The 17,776-nt window shown below is 71.8% G+C and carries 16 protein-coding genes and 1 pseudogene; 9 read left to right on the top strand and 8 right to left on the bottom strand.

Translation table 11 applies throughout. The features are described from left to right. Nucleotides 1-7 precede the first annotated feature (7 nt). The 5 genes from folP to ACIP5K_RS13750 all read left to right on the top strand — a co-directional run bounded on the left by folP (nucleotide 8) and on the right by ACIP5K_RS13750 (nucleotide 3,154). Nucleotides 8-871, top strand: coding sequence for a dihydropteroate synthase (folP, locus tag ACIP5K_RS13770; protein ID WP_401408839.1), 864 nt, complete (start codon nucleotides 8-10; stop codon nucleotides 869-871). Further along, nucleotides 868-1,428, top strand: coding sequence for a nuclear transport factor 2 family protein (locus tag ACIP5K_RS13765; protein ID WP_401408837.1), 561 nt, complete (start codon nucleotides 868-870; stop codon nucleotides 1,426-1,428). Before folP ends, ACIP5K_RS13765 begins: the two co-directional genes overlap by 4 nt. Before the next feature lie 212 nt (nucleotides 1,429-1,640). Then, the gene (folB, locus tag ACIP5K_RS13760) at nucleotides 1,641-2,000 is read left to right on the top strand and encodes a dihydroneopterin aldolase (RefSeq protein ID WP_401408834.1); all 360 of its coding nucleotides are present in this window, start codon (nucleotides 1,641-1,643) and stop codon (nucleotides 1,998-2,000) included. After that, the gene (folK, locus tag ACIP5K_RS13755; RefSeq protein ID WP_401408831.1) at nucleotides 1,997-2,596 is read left to right on the top strand and encodes a 2-amino-4-hydroxy-6-hydroxymethyldihydropteridine diphosphokinase; all 600 of its coding nucleotides are present in this window, start codon (nucleotides 1,997-1,999) and stop codon (nucleotides 2,594-2,596) included. Before folB ends, folK begins: the two co-directional genes overlap by 4 nt. 75 nt (nucleotides 2,597-2,671) lie before the next feature. After that, nucleotides 2,672-3,154 carry a DUF3180 domain-containing protein gene (locus tag ACIP5K_RS13750; protein ID WP_401408828.1) on the top strand — a complete coding sequence of 161 codons (483 nt, stop codon included), beginning with the start codon at nucleotides 2,672-2,674 and terminating at the stop codon, nucleotides 3,152-3,154. 4 nt (nucleotides 3,155-3,158) lie between these two features. Here ACIP5K_RS13750 and folE read toward each other — a convergent pair whose 3' ends face one another. The 6 genes from folE to dacB form a co-directional block, all read right to left on the bottom strand. Further along, a complete protein-coding gene (folE, locus tag ACIP5K_RS13745; RefSeq protein WP_401408825.1) occupies nucleotides 3,159-3,764 on the bottom strand; it encodes a GTP cyclohydrolase I FolE in 606 nt (201 codons plus the stop codon). 119 nt (nucleotides 3,765-3,883) lie between these two features. Beyond that, complete coding sequence (gene ftsH, locus ACIP5K_RS13740; RefSeq protein WP_401408822.1) at nucleotides 3,884-5,896, bottom strand: ATP-dependent zinc metalloprotease FtsH; 2,013 nt, start codon at nucleotides 5,894-5,896, stop codon at nucleotides 3,884-3,886. 221 nt (nucleotides 5,897-6,117) lie between these two features. Further along, entirely contained in the window at nucleotides 6,118-6,678 is a 561-nt protein-coding gene (hpt, locus tag ACIP5K_RS13735) for a hypoxanthine phosphoribosyltransferase (RefSeq protein WP_111662750.1), read from the bottom strand. A gap of 44 nt (nucleotides 6,679-6,722) precedes the next feature. Continuing rightward, complete coding sequence (tilS, locus tag ACIP5K_RS13730) at nucleotides 6,723-7,805, bottom strand: tRNA lysidine(34) synthetase TilS (protein WP_401408818.1); 1,083 nt, start codon at nucleotides 7,803-7,805, stop codon at nucleotides 6,723-6,725. A 236-nt stretch (nucleotides 7,806-8,041) separates the two neighbouring features. Further along, a complete protein-coding gene (locus ACIP5K_RS13725; RefSeq protein ID WP_401409012.1) occupies nucleotides 8,042-9,130 on the bottom strand; it encodes a zinc-dependent metalloprotease in 1,089 nt (362 codons plus the stop codon). Between the two features lie 110 nt (nucleotides 9,131-9,240). Next, a complete protein-coding gene (dacB, locus tag ACIP5K_RS13720; protein ID WP_401408815.1) occupies nucleotides 9,241-10,707 on the bottom strand; it encodes a D-alanyl-D-alanine carboxypeptidase/D-alanyl-D-alanine-endopeptidase in 1,467 nt (488 codons plus the stop codon). 86 nt (nucleotides 10,708-10,793) lie between these two features. Between dacB and ACIP5K_RS13715 the strand changes: the two genes are divergently transcribed. Together ACIP5K_RS13715 and ACIP5K_RS13710 are read left to right on the top strand one after the other, a co-directional pair. Next, the gene (locus ACIP5K_RS13715) at nucleotides 10,794-11,285 is read left to right on the top strand and encodes an inorganic diphosphatase (protein ID WP_361553343.1); all 492 of its coding nucleotides are present in this window, start codon (nucleotides 10,794-10,796) and stop codon (nucleotides 11,283-11,285) included. A 150-nt stretch (nucleotides 11,286-11,435) separates the two neighbouring features. Next, nucleotides 11,436-13,112 (top strand): threonine/serine exporter ThrE family protein, encoded by a 1,677-nt coding sequence (locus tag ACIP5K_RS13710; RefSeq protein WP_401408813.1) that lies wholly within the window; start codon nucleotides 11,436-11,438, stop codon nucleotides 13,110-13,112. 68 nt (nucleotides 13,113-13,180) lie between these two features. On the opposite strand, the pseudogene ACIP5K_RS13705 reads toward ACIP5K_RS13710, so the two are convergent. Further along, a pseudogene (locus tag ACIP5K_RS13705) lies at nucleotides 13,181-13,846 on the bottom strand (DedA family protein); the annotation flags it as partial. Nucleotides 13,847-14,024: 178 nt separating this feature from the next. After that, nucleotides 14,025-14,804 carry a MerR family transcriptional regulator gene (locus ACIP5K_RS13700; RefSeq protein WP_401408810.1) on the bottom strand — a complete coding sequence of 260 codons (780 nt, stop codon included), beginning with the start codon at nucleotides 14,802-14,804 and terminating at the stop codon, nucleotides 14,025-14,027. Between the two features lie 206 nt (nucleotides 14,805-15,010). Here ACIP5K_RS13700 and ACIP5K_RS13695 point away from each other — a divergent pair, with 206 nt between their 5' ends. Both ACIP5K_RS13695 and ACIP5K_RS13690 read left to right on the top strand, forming a co-directional pair. Next, nucleotides 15,011-16,306, top strand: coding sequence for an ion channel protein (locus ACIP5K_RS13695; protein ID WP_401408807.1), 1,296 nt, complete (start codon nucleotides 15,011-15,013; stop codon nucleotides 16,304-16,306). 41 nt (nucleotides 16,307-16,347) lie between these two features. After that, nucleotides 16,348-17,766 carry a glutamate decarboxylase gene (locus ACIP5K_RS13690; protein ID WP_401408804.1) on the top strand — a complete coding sequence of 473 codons (1,419 nt, stop codon included), beginning with the start codon at nucleotides 16,348-16,350 and terminating at the stop codon, nucleotides 17,764-17,766. Nucleotides 17,767-17,776 lie beyond the last annotated feature (10 nt).

Raw genomic sequence — 17,776 nt, 5'->3', positions numbered from 1 at the left:
TGGACGCATGAGCACGTCGCAGGTCCGCCGAGGCCACGTAGCCAATCTCCCCATATGGGACCGCTGCGCGGTCATGGGGGTCGTCAATGTGACCCCGGACTCGTTCTCGGACGGCGGCCGCTGGTTCGACACCACCGCGGCGATCAAACACGGCCTGGACCTGGTCGCCGAGGGCGCCGACCTGGTCGACGTCGGCGGCGAGTCCACCCGCCCCGGCGCCGCCCGCGTCGACGAGGACGAGGAGCTGAAGCGCGTCATCCCCGTCGTGCGGGGCCTGGCCGCCGAGGGCGTCACGGTCTCCGTCGACACCATGCGCGCCAGCGTCGCCGAGCGGTCCCTGGCCGCGGGCGCCGTGCTGGTCAACGACGTGAGCGGCGGCCTCGCCGACCCCGACATGATCCCGGTCGTCGCCGCATCGGGCGCCCCCTTCGTCGTCATGCACTGGCGCGGCTTCCTCGAAGGCGCCACCGTCCGCGGCACGTACCGCGACGTCGTCGCCGAGGTCGTCGACGAGCTGCACGCGCGCGTGGAGGCGATCATCGAGGGCGGCGTCGCCCCCGACCACCTCGTCGTCGACCCCGGACTCGGCTTCTCCAAGGAGGCCGTGCACGACCTGGCCCTGCTCGCCCACCTCGACCGGCTGCGCGCGCTGGGCCACCCGGTGCTGGTCGCCGCCTCCCGCAAGCGGTTCCTCGGCCACGTACTCGCCGGTGAGCAGGGCGCCCCGCCGCCCGCGCGCGAGCGCGACGCCGCCACCGCCGCCGTCTCCGCGCTGGCCGCCCAGGCCGGCGCCTGGGCCGTCCGCGTCCACGAGGTACGGGCCACCGCCGACGCCGTCCGGGTCGCCCGCGCGGTCGAGGGAGCCCAGTGACCACCACCGACACCGACGCCGTCGACACGGCCAACCGCTCCTTCTACGAGGCCCAGGAGCGCGGCGACTTCGAGGAGCTGACCGCGCTGTGGCTGGCGCCCGAGGACGTCAGCTACGCCGAGGACGCCGACCCGGACGACGCCGAGGACACCTCGATCTCCTGCGTGCACCCGGGCTGGCCGGTGCTCACGGGCCGCGGCGAGGTGCTGCGCTCCTACGCGCTGATCATGGCGAACACCGAGTACATCCAGTTCTTCCTGACCGACGTGCGGATCAGCGTGGTCGCCGACACCGCGATGGTGACCTGCACGGAGAACATCCTCAGCGGCGGACCCGCGCCCGAGGACAGCGACGAGCTGGGCCCGCTCGTCGGCCAGCGCGTCGTCGCCACGAATGTGTTCCGGCGCACACGCGACGGCTGGAAGCTGTGGTCCCACCACGCCTCCCCCGTGCTCGCCGAGTCCGACGACGAGAGCGATGCCCTGGAGGACACGCTCGACGACGCCGACGGTCCCGGGGACGGCGGCGGCCCGGGCGGCGACGGCTCACCCGCCTGAGGCGGCGGACGCCCCCGAAAGGGCGGCGGTCACGCGTTCATGGTTGGTCCCGCGCCCGCTTGGGTATGGGCGGCTACCAGCCGCAGAGCCGTCTGTCCATAGCCCCCACGGGCAAACGATGTCGGCGCTCGCAGGTAGATTCGATCGAGGCCGGTGCGGCGACCGCACATCGACGCCACCGGCCCCTACCGACGATTGCAGGAGTGATTCGCGTGGATCGTGTCGCGCTGCGCGGCCTCAAGGCCCGCGGGCACCATGGCGTCTTCCCCAAGGAACGCGAGGAGGGGCAGACCTTCATCGTGGACCTGGTGCTCGGACTGGACACCCGGGCCGCCGCGGCCGGTGACGACCTGACGAAGACCGTGCACTACGGCGTCGTGGCCGAGGAGGTCGTGGCCGTCGTCGCGGGCGAGCCCGTCGACCTCATCGAGACCCTGGCCCAGCGGATCGCCGACGCCTGTCTGGAGCACGAGGGGGTCCAGGAGGTCGAGGTCTGCGTCCACAAGCCGGACGCGCCGATCACCGTGCCCTTCGACGACGTGACCGTCACCATCACCCGGAGCCGAGTATGAACAAAACTCCGTTCGACCCGACCGTCCAGCCGGTGCCCAGCTCCGTGATGGAGCAGGTCGACGCCGCTGACAGCACCCTGTCCAACCCCCAGTACGCCGTGCTCTCCCTCGGCTCGAACCTGGGCAACCGCCTGGAGACGCTCCAGGGCGCCGTGGACGCCCTGGAGGACACCCCCGGCGTCCGCGTCAAGGCCGTCTCGCCCGTCTACGAGACGGAGCCCTGGGGCGTCGACCCCGACAGCCAGCCCTCGTACTTCAACGCGGTGGTGGTCCTCAAGACGACCCTGCCGCCCGCCTCGCTCCTGGAGCGCGCCCACGCCGTGGAGGAGGCCTTCCACCGCGTCCGGGACGAACGCTGGGGCCCGCGCACCATCGACGTCGACATCGTCGCCTACGCGGACGTGGTCTCCGACGACCCGGTGCTGACCCTCCCCCACCCCCGGGCCCACGAGCGCGCCTTCGTGCTCGCGCCCTGGCACGACGTGGACCCGGCGGCCCAGCTGCCCGGCCGCGGCCCGGTCGGCGACCTGCTGGCCGCGGTCACCCACGCCGGCGTGGCCGCCCGCGCCGACCTGGAACTCCGGCTGCCCGAGTAATCGTTAGGGTCTACGGGCAGAGCCGTGCGGCCACGCACGGGAGGACCGGCGACCGACGGGGATGAAGCAACCGCGATGAAGCAACTGCGCATCAGAACTCTGGCCGGCCTGTTCCTGGTCGCCGGAGTGCTGTCCTGGGCGGGCGCCCGCCTGTGGAACTCGGTGGGCACCCTGCCCAGTGTTCCGCTGGCCGCGCCCATCGTGCTCGCGGTGATCGCCGTCGTCCTGCTGGCGACGGCGCTCTCCCTGCGCGCCCGGCTGCGGGCCCAGCGCGAGCGCCGCCCCGGCGCCAAGGGCGTCGACCCGATGATGGCCGCCCGCGCGCTGGTCTTCGGGCAGGCGAGCGCGCTGGTCGCGGCGCTCGTCGCCGGCATGTACGGCGGCACCGGCGCGTTCCTGCTGGAGCAGCTGGACATCCCGGCCCGCCGCGACCAGGCCATCTACGCCGGGTTCTCGGTCGTCGCCGGCGCGGCCGTCATCGCGGCGGCCATCTTCCTGGAGCGCGTCTGCAAGCTCCCCGAGGACGACGACACGGAGGGCACCGCCCCGGCGGCGTGACGCGTCAGCGCCCGATGATCAGGCTCATGGCCTCGGCGCGCGTGGCCGGGTCGCGGAGCTGTCCGCGCACCGCGGACGTGATGGTCTTCGCGCCGGGCTTGCGCACGCCCCGCATCGTCATGCACATGTGCTCGCACTCGACGACCACGATGACGCCCCGCGGCTCCAGGATCTCCATGAGCGAGTCCGCGATCTGCGTCGTCAGACGCTCCTGGACCTGAGGGCGGCGCGCGAAGACGTCGACGAGGCGGGCCAGCTTCGACAGGCCGGTGATCTTGCCGTCGGTGGACGGGATGTACCCGACGTGGGCGACGCCGACGAAGGGGACCAGGTGGTGCTCACAGCTGGACTGCACCTCGATGTCCTTCACCAGGACCATCTCGTCGTGCCCCAGGTCGAACGTCGTCGTCAGCACATCCTCGGGCTTCTGCCACAGGCCGGCGAATATCTCCCGGTAGGCGCGCGCGACCCGCGCCGGAGTCTCCCGCAGGCCCTCGCGGTCCGGGTCCTCGCCGACCGCGATGAGCAGTTCGCGCACGGCGTTCGCGGCCCGCTTCTCGTCGAACTCGCCGATCGGGCCCTCGCCGTCGAGCGTCACCGGGTCGGTCATGTGGTGCCTCTTCCTCTTACGGACATCCGGCAGGCCCCCTGACAGACAAGAGGCCGCGTCCCCCACACCGTAAAGCGTGGGGGACGCGGCCTGCATTCCGGGCCCGGTGAGGGCCGCGGTCAGCTCTCGGGGCGGTCGTCCTTCACCGTGTCCACCGGGGTGGACTCGATGGCGGTCGCCGATCCGTTCGCACCGTTCGTCAGTGAGAGCTCCTTGGGGGAGAGCACCGGCGGGCGGGTCGAGGGGGTGCGGCGGGAGGAGCCGGTCCACGCGGGGCGGGCCGGGCGCTTCACGATCGGAGTGAAGATCTCGGCGATCTGCTCCTTGTTCAGCGTCTCCTTCTCCAGCAGCGCGAGGACCAGGTTGTCGAGAACGTCGCGGTTCTCGACGAGGATCTCCCAGGCCTCGTTGTGCGCCGTCTCGATGAGCTTCTTGACCTCTTCGTCGACGAGCGCGGCGACCTCTTCCGAGTAGTCGCGCTGGTGCGCCATCTCGCGGCCGAGGAACGGCTCGCTGTTGTCGCCGCCGAACTTGATCGCGCCGAGACGCTCGGTCATGCCGTACTGCGTGACCATCGCGCGGGCCGTGGAGGTGGCCTTCTCGATGTCGTTCGCCGCGCCGGTGGTCGGGTCGTGGAAGACCAGTTCCTCCGCCGCACGGCCGCCCAGCATGTAGGCGAGCTGGTCGAGCATCTCGTTGCGCGTGGTCGAGTACTTGTCCTCGTCCGGGAGCACCATCGTGTACCCGAGCGCGCGGCCGCGGGACAGGATCGTGATCTTGTGCACCGGGTCGGAGTTCGGAGACGCCGCCGCGACCAGGGCGTGGCCGCCCTCGTGGTAGGCGGTGATCTTCTTCTCCTTGTCCGACATGATCCGGGTCCGCTTCTGCGGGCCCGCGACCACCCGGTCGATCGCCTCGTCCAGCATGTGGTTGTCGATCAGCTTCTTGTCGCTGCGCGCCGTCAGGAGCGCCGCTTCGTTCAGCACGTTCGACAGGTCCGCGCCGGTGAAGCCGGGGGTGCGGCGGGCGACGGCCGAGAGGTCGACGTCCGGGGCGACCGGCTTGCCCTTCTGGTGGACCTTGAGGATCTCCAGACGGCCCTGCATGTCGGGGCGGTCGACCGCGATCTGGCGGTCGAAACGACCGGGACGCAGCAGCGCCGGGTCGAGGATGTCCGGCCGGTTCGTGGCGGCGATCAGGATGACGCCGCCCTTCACGTCGAAGCCGTCCATCTCGACGAGGAGCTGGTTGAGCGTCTGCTCGCGCTCGTCGTGGCCGCCGCCGAGGCCGGCGCCGCGATGGCGGCCGACCGCGTCGATCTCGTCGACGAAGACGATCGCCGGGGCGTTCGCCTTGGCCTGCTCGAAGAGGTCACGGACCCGGGAGGCACCGACACCGACGAACATCTCGACGAAGTCGGAACCGGAGATCGAGTAGAAGGGCACTCCGGCCTCGCCGGCGACGGCGCGCGCGAGAAGCGTCTTGCCGGTGCCGGGCGGGCCGTACAGCAGTACGCCCTTCGGGATCTTGGCGCCCACGGCCTGGAACTTCGCCGGCTCCTGGAGGAACTCCTTGATCTCGTGGAGTTCCTCGACCGCCTCGTCCGAGCCCGCCACGTCGGCGAACGTCGTCTTCGGGGTGTCCTTGGTGATGAGCTTCGCCTTGGACTTCCCGAAGTTCATGACCCGGGAGCCGCCGCCCTGCATCTGATTCATCAGGAACAGGAAGACGACGACGATGAGGACGAAGGGCAGCAGCGACAGCAGGATGCCGACGAAGGCGTTCTGCTTCGTCGGGGAGACGGTGTAACCGTCGGGAATCTGCTTGTCGTCGAACTTCGATTGCAGCAGCTTGGCCACGTCGACGCCCTGGTCGCCGATGTAGCTCGCCTGGATCTTGCTGGAGCCGTCGACCTTCTCGCCGCTCTTCAGCTCGACCTTGATGGTGTTCTCGTCACCGGTGGTGATCTTGGCCTGCTGGGCCTGGTTCTTGTCGATGGCCTGAATGACCTGGCCGGTGTCCACCGTCTTGTAGCCGCCGGACGAGCCGACGACCTGCATCAACACGACCACGGCAAGGACGGCCAGCACGATCCACATGACCGGCCCACGGAAGTATCGCTTCACGTCCATCCATACGGAGCGATGCCGCCCCGTCCCTCCTGCCATAGTGAGTTTGATAAGGCTGTTTGCAGCTGTCGAGCTCTTGAACCCGCTTGAAGCTGTTTGAAGAACTGTTCTTCGGACGGTACCCCAGCATTGTCACCCGAAGTCGCAGGGGACGTCCGACAAACTGGCCTTCGCATGCTCCAACGGCGGGAAGCCTCCGAGGGTTCCCGCCGTCTGACGTGACCTCAGCCGCCGTAGACGTGCGGGGCCAGCGTGCCGACGAACGGCAGGTTCCGGTACTTCTCCGCGTAGTCGAGGCCGTAGCCGACCACGAACTCGTTCGGAATGTCGAAGCCGACCCACTTCACGTCGATGTCGACCTTGGCCGCCTCCGGCTTGCGCAGCAGCGTGCACACCTCCAGGGAGGCGGGCTCGCGGGTGCCGAGGTTGGTCAGCAGCCACGACAGCGTCAGGCCGGAGTCGATGATGTCCTCGACGATCAGGACGTGCTTGTCCTTGATGTCGGTGTCGAGGTCCTTGAGGATCCGCACGACACCGGAGGACTGGGTGCCGGAGCCGTACGAGGACACCGCCATCCAGTCCATGGTGACGGGGGTGGACAGGGCGCGAGCCAGGTCCGCCATGACCATCACGGCGCCCTTGAGGACTCCGACGATGAGCAGGTCCTTGCCCGCGTATTCGGCATCGACCTTGGCGGCCAGTTCGGCCAGCTTCGCGTCGATCTCTTCTTTGGTGATGAGCACCGACTTGAGGTCGGTGCCCATGTCTTTCGCGTCCACCCGCATCACTTTCGGTCGTCACACCGGCCGCCGCGACGTGAGCCGCGGAGTCAGCCTTGCCGGATGACCAGTCTGCCACCCTGCCGCTGGGCGACGACTTTGCCCGGGAGATTGATCTCCCCCTGGCCCCGCCATCCGGTGATCAGGCGGTCGATCTCCTCGATGTGCCGGGCGAACAGGGCACCGGCCGGGGCGCCGGCCTCGATGGCGGCCCGGCGCAGGATGCGGCGGCGCACGGCGGGCGGCAGCGCGTAGAGCTTGGCGCACTCCAGGAGGCCCGCGGCGTCGCAGACGGATTCGGCGGCCTGCGCGGCCCAGGCGTCCAGCGCGTCTGCATCGTCGCGGGACAACTGGGCCGTACGGGCGAGCGCCTCGACGACGCCCTTGCCGAGCGCCTTCTCCAGGGCGGGGAGCCCTTCGTGCCGCAGCCGGGACCTCGTATAGGCGGGGTCGGTGTTGTGCGGGTCGTCCCACACCGGCAGGTGCTGGACGAGACAGGCCTTGCGGGCGGTCTGCCGGTCGAGGTGGAGGAAGGGGCGGCGGTACCGGCCGCCCGCCCCCGAGATCGCGGCCATGCCGGACAGGGAGCGGATGCCGGAGCCGCGGGCGAGGCCGAGCAGGACCGTCTCGGCCTGGTCGTCGCGGGTGTGGCCGAGCAGGACGGCGGCCGCGCCGAGGCGCTCGGCGGCGGCGTCCAGGGCGGCGTAGCGGGCGTCGCGGGCCGCTGCTTCCGGTCCTCCGTCGCGGCCGACCCGCACGGCGACGGACTCGGCCGGGGCCAGTCCGAGGGCGGTCAGGCGCAGGACGACGTCCTCGGCGCGGGTGTCGGAGCCGGTCTGGAGGCCGTGGTCGACGGTGATGCCGCCGGCCCGGATGCCGAGTTTGGGGGCCTCGAAGGCGAGGGCGGAGGCGAGCGCCATGGAGTCGGCGCCGCCGGAGCAGGCGACGAGGACGAGGGGCCGCTCGGCCACCGCGGGGGGCGCGGAGGATGCGGGGGGTGCGGGGGATGCGGGGGAAGGGGCCGATGCGGAAGCTGGAGGAGATGCGGGGGATGCGGGAGATGCGTTGAGGATGTCGTGGAGGACGCGGCGGACCGCCAGGCGTATCGCCGCGACCGCAGGATGGGGACCCATGTCCGGTTCCCTTCATTCCGTTGTCTAGGGGGGTGGGCGCCAACTCGTGAGCCGTTCGCCACGGCTCAGTCGCTCAACGGTGACTCGGTGATTTCGGTCACGCAGAGTGTGTCGATGGTGACAGAGCCGAGCCATTCCCCGAGCATTGCACGCCTCCCCACGGCCCACGGTCCCTCGGATGGGTGATCCTGGGCAATTTCGGGTGTGCCCCGCCTCGCGCCGTGGGCGCCCTCCGGTCAGTTGTGCACCCGCGCGACCCAGTCCGCCGGTTTGGCGATCTCCGACTTGGTGGGGAGGGTGTTCGGCGACGTCCAGACGCGGTTGAAGCCGTCCATGCCGACCTGGTCGACGACGGCCCGCACGAACCGCTCGCCGTCGCGGTACTGGCGCAGCTTGGCGTCGAGGCCGAGGAGCTTGCGCAGGGCCATGTCGAGCCGGGAGGCGCCCTTCTGGCGGCGCTGCTGGAACTTCTCGCGGATCTCGCCGACGCTCGGCACGACGTCGGGGCCGACGCCGTCCATCACGTAGTCCGCGTGGCCCTCCAGCAGGGACATCACGGCGGTGAGGCGGGCGAGGACCTCGCGCTGGGCGGGCGACTGGACCAGCTCGACCAGGGAGCGGCCGCCGTCGTCGTCCTCGCCCTCGGGGCGCCCGCCGGCGAGGGACTGCGCGGCCTCCCGGATCCGCTCCAGGAACGTGCCGGGGTCGACGTCGGTCTCCTCGAGGAACGACTGGATCTCGCCCTCCAGGTGGTCGCGGAGCCAGGGCACGGCCGTGAACTGGGTGCGGTGGGTCTCCTCGTGGAGGCAGACCCAGAGCCGGAAGTCGTGCGGGTCGACGTCGAGCTCGCGCTCCACCTGCACGATGTTCGGCGCGACGAGGAGCAGCCTGCCGCCGCCGTCGGGCGCGGCCGGGAGGTCGCCGGTGGCGGGGGCGAAGGTCTCGTACTGGCCGAGCACGCGGGAGGACAGGAACGACAGGAGCATGCCGAGCTCGACGCCGGTGACCTTGCCGCCGACCGCGCCGAGGACGGCCCCGCCGGCGCCGGGCCCGCGGCGCTCCTGCATCTTGTCGAGCAGGGGTTTGAGGAGTTCGCGGAAGCCCGCGACGTTCGCCTTCACCCATCCCGGGCGGTCGACGACCAGGACGGGGGTGTCCCGCGCGGCGTCGGAGGCCATGCGCGTGTACGCGCGGACGTGCTCCTCCGAGGCCTTGGCGTGCCGGCGCAGCTCCGAGACGACCGCGCGTGCCTCGTCGCGGCTCACCTCCGGGCCGGGCCGTGCGAGTCGCGTCGCCGTCGCCACCGCGAGGTTCCAGTCGACCATTCCTGCCGAAGCCGCACTGCCGAAGCTCGTCATGCGTCAACGGTACGTGACCCTGCGGGTACTGGGAGGGGGTTGGACCCTGACGGAACCCCGACTCCCGGCCCCGGGGTTCAGCGGCAGCCGCAGTGGGCGACGGAGGACGCGAGCCGGTCCAGGACGGCCTGCGCGGACCCGGGCGCGGGGGCGCCCTCGGTCAGGAACGCGAAGACCAGGAGCCGGCCGTCGGCGTCGACGACGGTGCCGGCCAGGGTGTTCACGCCGGTGAGGGTGCCGGTCTTGGCACGGACCAGGCCGGTGCCGTAGGCGTCGGCCCGGTCCGTGTAGCGGTGGGCGAGGGTGCCGGTGAAGCCGGCCACGGGCAGGCCGGTGAGCAGGGAGCGCAGGGCGGGGCGGGCGGGGTCGGCGGCCTTGGCGAGCAGGCCGGTGAGCAGGGCGGCGGAGGCCTTGTCGGTGCGGTCGAGGCCGCTGCCGTCGGCGAAGCGGGCGCCGGACAGCGGCAGCCCGAGCTTCTTCAGCTGCTTCTCGATGGCCCGGCCCGCGCCGGCGAAGTCGTGGCTCTCGTCGGCGGCGATCGCGGTCTGCCGGGCCAGCGCCTCGGCGATGTCGTTGTCGCTGTTGGTCAGCATCCGCTCGACGAGGGCGGACAGCGGCGGCGACCGGACCTCGGCGACGTCCTCGGCCTGCCCGGACGCCTTGCCGGGTCCGGGGTCGCCCTTGGTTGTGATGCCGCGCTCGCGCAGCAGGCCGGCGAAGGTGCGGGCCGCCGCGTCCGCGGGGTCGGCGGCGCGCGGGGCGGGTCCGCTGCGGGAGTCGTCGGTACGGGCCTCGTCGGCCATCAGCGCGGAGACCTGGGCAAGGTTCTCGTTGACGCCGAGGGGGTGGAGGGACGGCCCCGAGTAGAGCGAGGTGTCGTAGGAGAGGGTGACCTCGGTGGCGCCGCGCCGCTTGAGGGATGCGGCCGTGCGGTCGGCGAGGGTGCGCAGGTCGGCGGCGTCGTAAGGATTCTTCTGGCGGGCCGTCAGGGTGGGATCGCCGCCGCCGATCAGCAGCAGTTCCTTGCTGTCCTGCTCCAGGGCCGTCCGGGTGGCGATGCGGTGGTCGGGGCCCGCGGCCGTCAGCGCGGCCGCGGCGGTGGCGAGCTTCGTCGTGGAGGCGGGGGTGAGGGCGTCGCCCGCGGATCTCCCGTAGAGCCGCTCGCCGGTGACGGCGTCGACGACCGCGGCCGTGCGCTTCGTGCCCAGGGACGCGTCCTTGAGCAGCGGGTCCAGTACGGCGGCCAGGGCCGGGCCGCTCGGGCCGGGCACCGAGGCCCCGGGCGCGGCGAGGACGGCGGGGGCGCTGGGCGCGGCGGGCGCCGCGCCGCCGGAGGTGCGGCCGTGATCTGCGCCACCCCCGCCGCCCCGGGAGACCGCCCGGTCGGCCTCGGCCGTACGCTGACCGGAGGAGTCCCAGGGGCCGGTCGCGACCGCCACCAGGGCGGCGAAGGCCACACCCACCGCCGTCGCTCCCACCGTGAACTGCCTGGTCTTGGTCTTCGCAACGCCCGTCACGAGCTGCGAAGCCTTCAGCTCCGGCACCGCGGACCAGCCCCTTTCGCGATCACACACCTGCGTAGGGGACACTTAACCACCAGAAGTTTGTGTTGATCATGGAGGAGCCACCGGTGGAGTTCGACGTCACGATCGAGATTCCGAAGGGATCGCGGAACAAGTACGAGGTCGACCACGAGACCGGTCGCATCCGTCTCGACCGTCGTCTCTTCACCTCGACCGCCTACCCGACGGACTACGGCTTCGTCGAGAACACGCTCGGCGAGGACGGCGACCCGCTGGACGCGCTGGTCATCCTGGACGAGCCGACGTTCCCCGGCTGCCTCATCAAGTGCCGTGCGATCGGCATGTTCCGCATGACGGACGAGGCCGGTGGCGACGACAAGCTGCTGTGCGTGCCGGCGACGGACCCGCGGATGGAGCACCTGCGCGACATCCACCACGTCTCCGAGTTCGACCGCCTGGAGATCCAGCACTTCTTCGAGGTCTACAAGGACCTGGAGCCCGGCAAGTCCGTCGAGGGCGCCGACTGGGTGGGCCGCACCGAGGCCGAGGCCGAGATCGAGCGCTCGTACAAGCGCGCTCAGGACCACGGCGGTCACTGAGCCGGGAGGCGTAGCCTTCCTCAGCTTTCCGCCGGACGGGCCGTACGACATCTGTCGTGCGGCCCGTCCGCGTTTCTGTGCGCATACTGAGGCGTGCGGGAGGTAGACGCCTGGTAGGCGTGATCATCAGAAGGGCGAGAAGGGCACGAGGTGACGGACCGGGAGACCGAGGCCTCGGAGGACCGCAAGCCGCAGTCCGACGAGGCGCGCAGCGCGTTCACACAACCCATCGGGGTCGTGTCGTCCGCGCCGGTGGTGGAGGAGGAGTCCTCCTCGACGACCTCCGAGTTCGCGCTCCCCGACGGGTTCAACGCGCCGCCGGCGGAACCCGTGGAGCCCGAGGGTTCCGCGTTCACGCCGCCGCGCACGTACAGCGCGAAGGAGTCGCCGCCCGCCTTCACCCCGCCGCACGGCATCCCGGTGGTCCGGCTGACCAAGGAAGCGCCCTGGCAGGACCGGATGCGCACGATGCTGCGGATGCCGGTCGCCGAGCGGCCCGCGCCGGAGAAGGCGCAGAAGGAGGACGACGCCGGGCCGGCGGTGCCGCGCGTGCTCGACCTGACGCTGCGTATCGGGGAGCTGCTGCTCGCCGGGGGCGAGGGCGCGGAGGACGTGGAGGCGGCGATGTTCGCCGTGTGCCGGTCCTACGGGCTCGACCGGTGCGAGCCGACCGTGACGTTCACGCTGCTGTCGATCACGTTCCAGCCGTCGCTGGTGGACGATCCGGTGACGGCGTCGCGGACCGTGCGCCGCCGCGGCACCGACTACAACCGGCTCGCGGCCGTGTTCCGGCTGGTCGACGACATCAGCGACGAGGACGACGAGGCCGCCGCCATCTCGCTGGAGGACGCCTACCGGCGGCTCGCCGAGATCCGGCGCAACCGGCACCCCTATCCCGGCTGGGCGCTCACCGGGGCGAGCGGGCTGCTCGCCGGGTCGGCCTCGATCCTCGTCGGCGGTGACCTCCTGGTGTTCGTCGCGGCGGCGATCGGCGCGATGCTGGGCGACCGGCTGGCGTGGCTGTGCGCGGGGCGCGGGTTCCCGGAGTTCTACCAGTTCACGGTGGCCGCGATGCCGCCCGCGGCCATCGGCATCCTGCTGACCCTGGCGCACAACTACGTGGATGTGCGGGCGTCCGCGGTGATCACCGGTGGACTGTTCGCGCTGCTGCCCGGGCGGGCGCTGGTGGCGGGCGTCCAGGACGGGCTGACCGGCTTCTACATCACCGCCGCGGCCCGGCTGCTGGAGGTCATGTACTTCTTCGTCGGCATCGTCATCGGCGTGCTGGTCATGCTGTACGTCGGTGTGCAGCTGCACGCGCAGCTGAACCCGGAGGCCGCGCTGAAGGGGCCCGAGCGGCCGTATTGGCAGATCGCCGCGTCGATGGCGCTGTCGCTGGCCTTCGCGGTGCTGTTGCAGCAGGAGCGGTCGACGGTGGTCGCCGTGACGCTCAACGGCGGGGTCGCCTGGGCGGTCTACGGCGCCATGCACAACGCGGGCGGGATCTCGCCGGTGGCGTCCACGGCCGCCGCGGCGGGGCTCGTCGGCCTGTTCGGGCAGCTCTTCTCGCGGTACCAGTTCGCTTCGGCGCTGCCGTACGTGACCGCGGCGATCGGGCCGCTGCTGCCCGGTTCCGCGACGTATTTCGGGCTGTTGGCCATCGCGCAGAGCGATGTGGACAAGGGGCTCGTGTCGCTGTCGAAGGCCGCCGCGCTGGCCATGGCCATCGCGATCGGGGTGAACCTGGGTGGGGAGATCTCCCGGCTGTTCATCAGGTCCCCCGGCGCCGAGGGCCGCCGGGCCGCCAAGCGCACCCGCGGCTTCTAGGGCCGGTCCGCCCCGCGCGTACGGCGGGGCGCGGGGCCCGGCTAGCGCTTGGCGTGGCGGCCGCGCTGGGCGGCGGGGCCCGTCGGGTCGCCGCCCGGGGCGGACGGGGCGCGCTTCGCCTTGCCGCGGGCCCGCAGGAACTCGATGGCGATCGGGACGACCGAGACGAGCACGATCAGGATCAGGATCAGCTCGATGTTCTGGTGGACGAACTCGATGTTGCCGAGCCAGGAGCCGAGCAGGGTGACGCCCGCGCCCCAGAGCACGCCGCCGATCACGTTGAACGTGATGAACGAGCGGTACCGCATCCCGGAGACGCCCGCGATGATCGGCGTGAACGTGCGCACGATCGGCACGAAGCGGGCCAGGACCAGCGACTTCGGGCCGTACTTCTCGAAGAACTCGTGCGCCTTCGTCACGTTCTCCTGCTTGAAGATCTTGGAGTCCGGTCGCCTGAACAGCGACGGACCGACCTTCTTGCCGAAGAGGTAGCCGGCCTGGTCCCCGAGGATCGCGGCGAGGCAGATCAGCGCGATGGCGGCCCAGAGCGGGAAGTCCAGGGTGCCCGCCGTGATCAGCAGACCGCAGGTGAACAGCAGCGAGTCGCCCGGCAGGAAGAACCCGATCAGCAGCCCGGACTCGGCGAACACGATCAGCAGCAGACCCCAGATGCCGAACGTGTTGAGCAGGTGGTCCGGGTCCAGCCAGCTGGGTCCGAGAGCGAGTGTCATCACGGGGCCGGACTCCTGGAGGGATAGAAAGACAACAGCAACGGCTAGGCAAAGTTACCAACGCCGGGTGGGCCCGCCAGGTTCCACCGCCCCTCCGGGGGCGCACGGTGCCCCAACTGCGGCAAATCTGCGGGTACGGGACCCGGGACCGCCGCGCTCCGCCGGGCTCGCGCCGCCCCGCTCACGCCGGGGGCTCGGCGCGCGCGGCGTTCGCGTGGATCGCGGCGCGCAGGTGCCCGGCGACGCCCTCGCCCAGCGCGTCGTAGAAGGCCGTGAACCGCGCGTCGGCCACGTACATGTCGCCCAGGCACACGTGCGTCGCGTGCGGGCAGGCGTAGAACCAGCGGGAGATGTGCCGCCGGTGCTCCTCGGCCAGGTCCATGGCGCGCTCGCCCCCGGGGCTCGCGCCGGCGGCGACCAGGGCGGCGTAGCGCGCGTTCCAGTCGTCGCTCTCGGCGCGCAGCCGCCGCCAGTCCTCCTTGCCGTACGCGCCGGTGCGGCGCTGCGACTCGGCGTACTGCCCGGTGCCGCCCCAGCGCCGTTCGGTCTCCTCGCGGTGCCGCTCGGGGTCCTGGTCCCCGAAGACCTCGAACCGCTCCTCGGGTGTGAGCTCGATGCCCATCGTCCGTGCCTCCATGGCGCGGGCGACGGCGTCGGCCATCCCCCGCAGCTTCTCGATGCGGGCGACGAGCAGGTCGTGCCGGCGGCGCAGGTGCTCGCGGGGGTCGGTCCCGGGGGCGTCGAGCAGGGCGTGGACCTCGTGGAGGGGGAAGCCGAGTTCCCGGTAGAAGAGGATCCGCTGGAGCCGGTCCAGGTCCCGTTCGCCGTAGCGGCGGTGGCCCGCCGCGCTGCGTTCGCCCGGCACGAGCAGCCCGATCTCGTCGTAGTGGTGCAGGGTGCGCACCGTGACACCGGCGAACCCGGCCACCTGGCCCACCGAATAGCCCCTGCCCCCGCCCATGCCCCTGCCCCTCCCGCCGCGCGCGCCGTCGCCGTCGCGCCGCTGTCGTCGGTCGTCTGTCGTCTATCGCGTGTCGCGTGTCGTCCGTCCTTGCCGTACGGGGATCAGCCTGCGCCCTCACGCCACGTGAGGTGCAAGCCGCGGGGCCCGTGCCCGACACCTCCCTTCCGGGTGTTATGTCCGCGATGTCCGCTTAGGGTGACGGCGTGAGCACTCCCGCCGAAGCCACGCCGCCGCCGGTCCCGCCGGCCGTGTCCGCGCGCACGCTGCTGCCGGTGGTCGGGCCCGCGCTCGTCGTCGGCGTCGTGTGCAGCCTGCTGTTCCTGGCCCTGAGCTGGATCGCCGAGCGGCTCCAGGGCGTGCTGTGGGGCGATCTGCCGGACGCGCTCGGCATCGGCCGGTACTCCGCCCTGTGGATCATCGTGATGCTGACGGCGACCGGGGTGCTCGTCGGGCTCGTCGTCTGGAAGGCGCCGGGGCACGCGGGCCCCGACCCGGCGACGATGGGCCTCAGCGGGGAGGAGCCGCTCAAGCCGTACGTGCTGCCCGGGCTCGCGCTGGCCGCCGCCCTGATGCTGGCGGGTGGCCCGAGCCTCGGCCCGGAGAACCCGATCATCGCGGTCAACGTGGGCCTGATGTTCTGGCTGGGCCGCAGGCTCCTGCCCGCGTCGCCCGCCGCGCTGTGGCCGAGCCTGGCGTCGGCGGCGACCCTCGGCGCGCTGTTCGGCACCCCGGTCGCCGCCGCGCTGCTGGTCTCCGAGGCGCTCGCGGGCCGGCCGCTGCCGCTCAGGGGCTCGCTGTGGGACAACCTCTTCGGGCCGCTGCTGGCCGCGAGCGCCGGCGCGCTGACCACCACGCTCGTCGCCTCCCCCTCCTTCGACCTGGGGCTCACCCGGCTCGCCCAGCCCGGCTGGGCCGACCTGCTGTCCGCGATCGTCGTCGCCTGCGCGGCGGCGGTGCTCGCGATGGCCGCCGTCCACGCCTTCCCGTACGTGCACGGCGCCTTCGGGCGGCTCGGCCACCCGATGCTGATGCTGCCCGCCGGCGGTCTGGTCCTCGGGCTGCTCGGCGCGCTCGGCGGCCATCTGACGCTCTTCAAGGGGCTGGAGGAGGTCAAGGAGATCGCCTCGGACCCGGACGGCCGCTCGGCCGGCGCGTTCGCCCTGCTGACCGTGGTGAAGCTGGCGGCGCTGCTGATCGCGGCGTCCTGCGGGTTCCGCGGCGGGCGGATCTTCCCCGCGGTCTTCGTCGGCGCCGCGTTCGGCCTGTTCGCGCACGCGCTGGTGCCCGGGGTGAACGCCTCGGTGGGCATCGCGGCCGGGGTGCTGGGCGTGCTGCTCGCCGTCACCCGGTCGGGCTGGGTCAGCCTCTTCACGGCGGCGGTCCTCGTCGCCTCGCCCGCGATCATCGCCCTCATGTGCATCGCGTCGCTGCCCGCCTGGCTCCTGGTGACGGGACGGCCGCAGATGCAACTGTCGGAGGACGGCGCCGCGTTGCGCTGAGCCTCACCCCCCTGCCGGAGCGGACACAAGGAGTCACGGACATGTCGCCGCTGCACAAGAGTCCTTCGGAGAAGCCCGGCGAGCAGACGCTCGCCGTCAACCCCTTCTACGGCGAGGCGAATCCGACCGCCGGCATGACGGACGCGCCGCCCAAGCACCGGCTGCCGGACGGTCCCCTCGCGCCCACGACCGCGTACCAGCTCGTCCACGACGAGCTGATGCTGGACGGCAACTCGCGGCTCAACCTGGCCACCTTCGTCACCACGTGGATGGAGCCGCAGGCCGGTGTCCTCATGGCCGAGTGCCGGGACAAGAACATGATCGACAAGGACGAGTACCCGCGGACGGCCGAGCTGGAGCGGCGCTGCGTCGCGATGCTCGCCGACCTGTGGAACGCGCCGGACCCGGCGGCCGCCGTCGGCTGTTCCACCACCGGCTCCAGCGAGGCGTGCATGCTCGCCGGGATGGCGCTGAAGCGGCGCTGGGCGCAGCGCAACGCCGACCGCTACCCGTCGCGCGAGGCCCGGCCCAATCTCGTCATGGGCGTGAACGTGCAGGTCTGCTGGGAGAAGTTCTGCAACTTCTGGGAGGTGGAGGCGCGGCAGGTGCCGATGGAGGGCGACCGGTTCCACCTCGACCCGGCCGCCGCCGCCGAACTCTGCGACGAGAACACCATCGGTGTCGTCGGCGTCCTCGGCTCGACCTTCGACGGGTCCTACGAGCCGATCGCCGAGCTGTGCGCGGCGCTCGACGACCTCCAGGAGCGGACGGGGCTCGACGTCCCGGTGCACGTGGACGGCGCGTCGGGCGCGATGGTGGCGCCGTTCCTCGACCCCGACCTGGTGTGGGACTTCCGGCTGCCGCGGGTCGCCTCCATCAACACCTCGGGCCACAAGTACGGCCTGGTGTACCCGGGGGTCGGCTGGGCGCTGTGGCGCGACGCGGACGCGCTGCCGGAGGAGCTCGTCTTCCGGGTGAACTACCTGGGCGGCGACATGCCGACGTTCGCCCTGAACTTCTCGCGGCCGGGCGCCCAGGTGGTCGCCCAGTACTACACGTTCCTGCGGCTGGGCCGCGAGGGCTTCCGCGCCGTGCAGCAGGCCACCCGCGACGTGGCCCGCGGGCTGGCCGAACGGATCGAGGCCCTCGGCGACTTCCGGCTGCTGACGCGGGGCGACGAGCTGCCGGTGTTCGCGTTCACGACCGCCCCGGAGGTGACCGCGTACGACGTGTTCGACGTTTCGCGGCGGCTGCGCGAGCGGGGCTGGCTGGTCCCGGCCTACACCTTCCCGGCGCACCGGGAGGACCTGGCGGTGATCAGGATCGTGTGCCGCAACGGCTTCTCGTCGGACCTCGCGGCCCTGCTGATCGAGGACCTGAACCGGCTGCTGCCCGAACTGCGGCGCCAGCCGCACCCGTTCACCCACGACCGGGGCGCGGCCACCGGCTTCCACCACTGAGCGCGGGCCG

Source organism: Streptomyces sp. NPDC088785, assembly GCF_044750685.1.
Taxonomy (GTDB): Bacteria; Actinomycetota; Actinomycetes; order Streptomycetales; family Streptomycetaceae; genus Streptomyces.
This window is presented reverse-complemented; position numbering and strand designations above follow the sequence as displayed.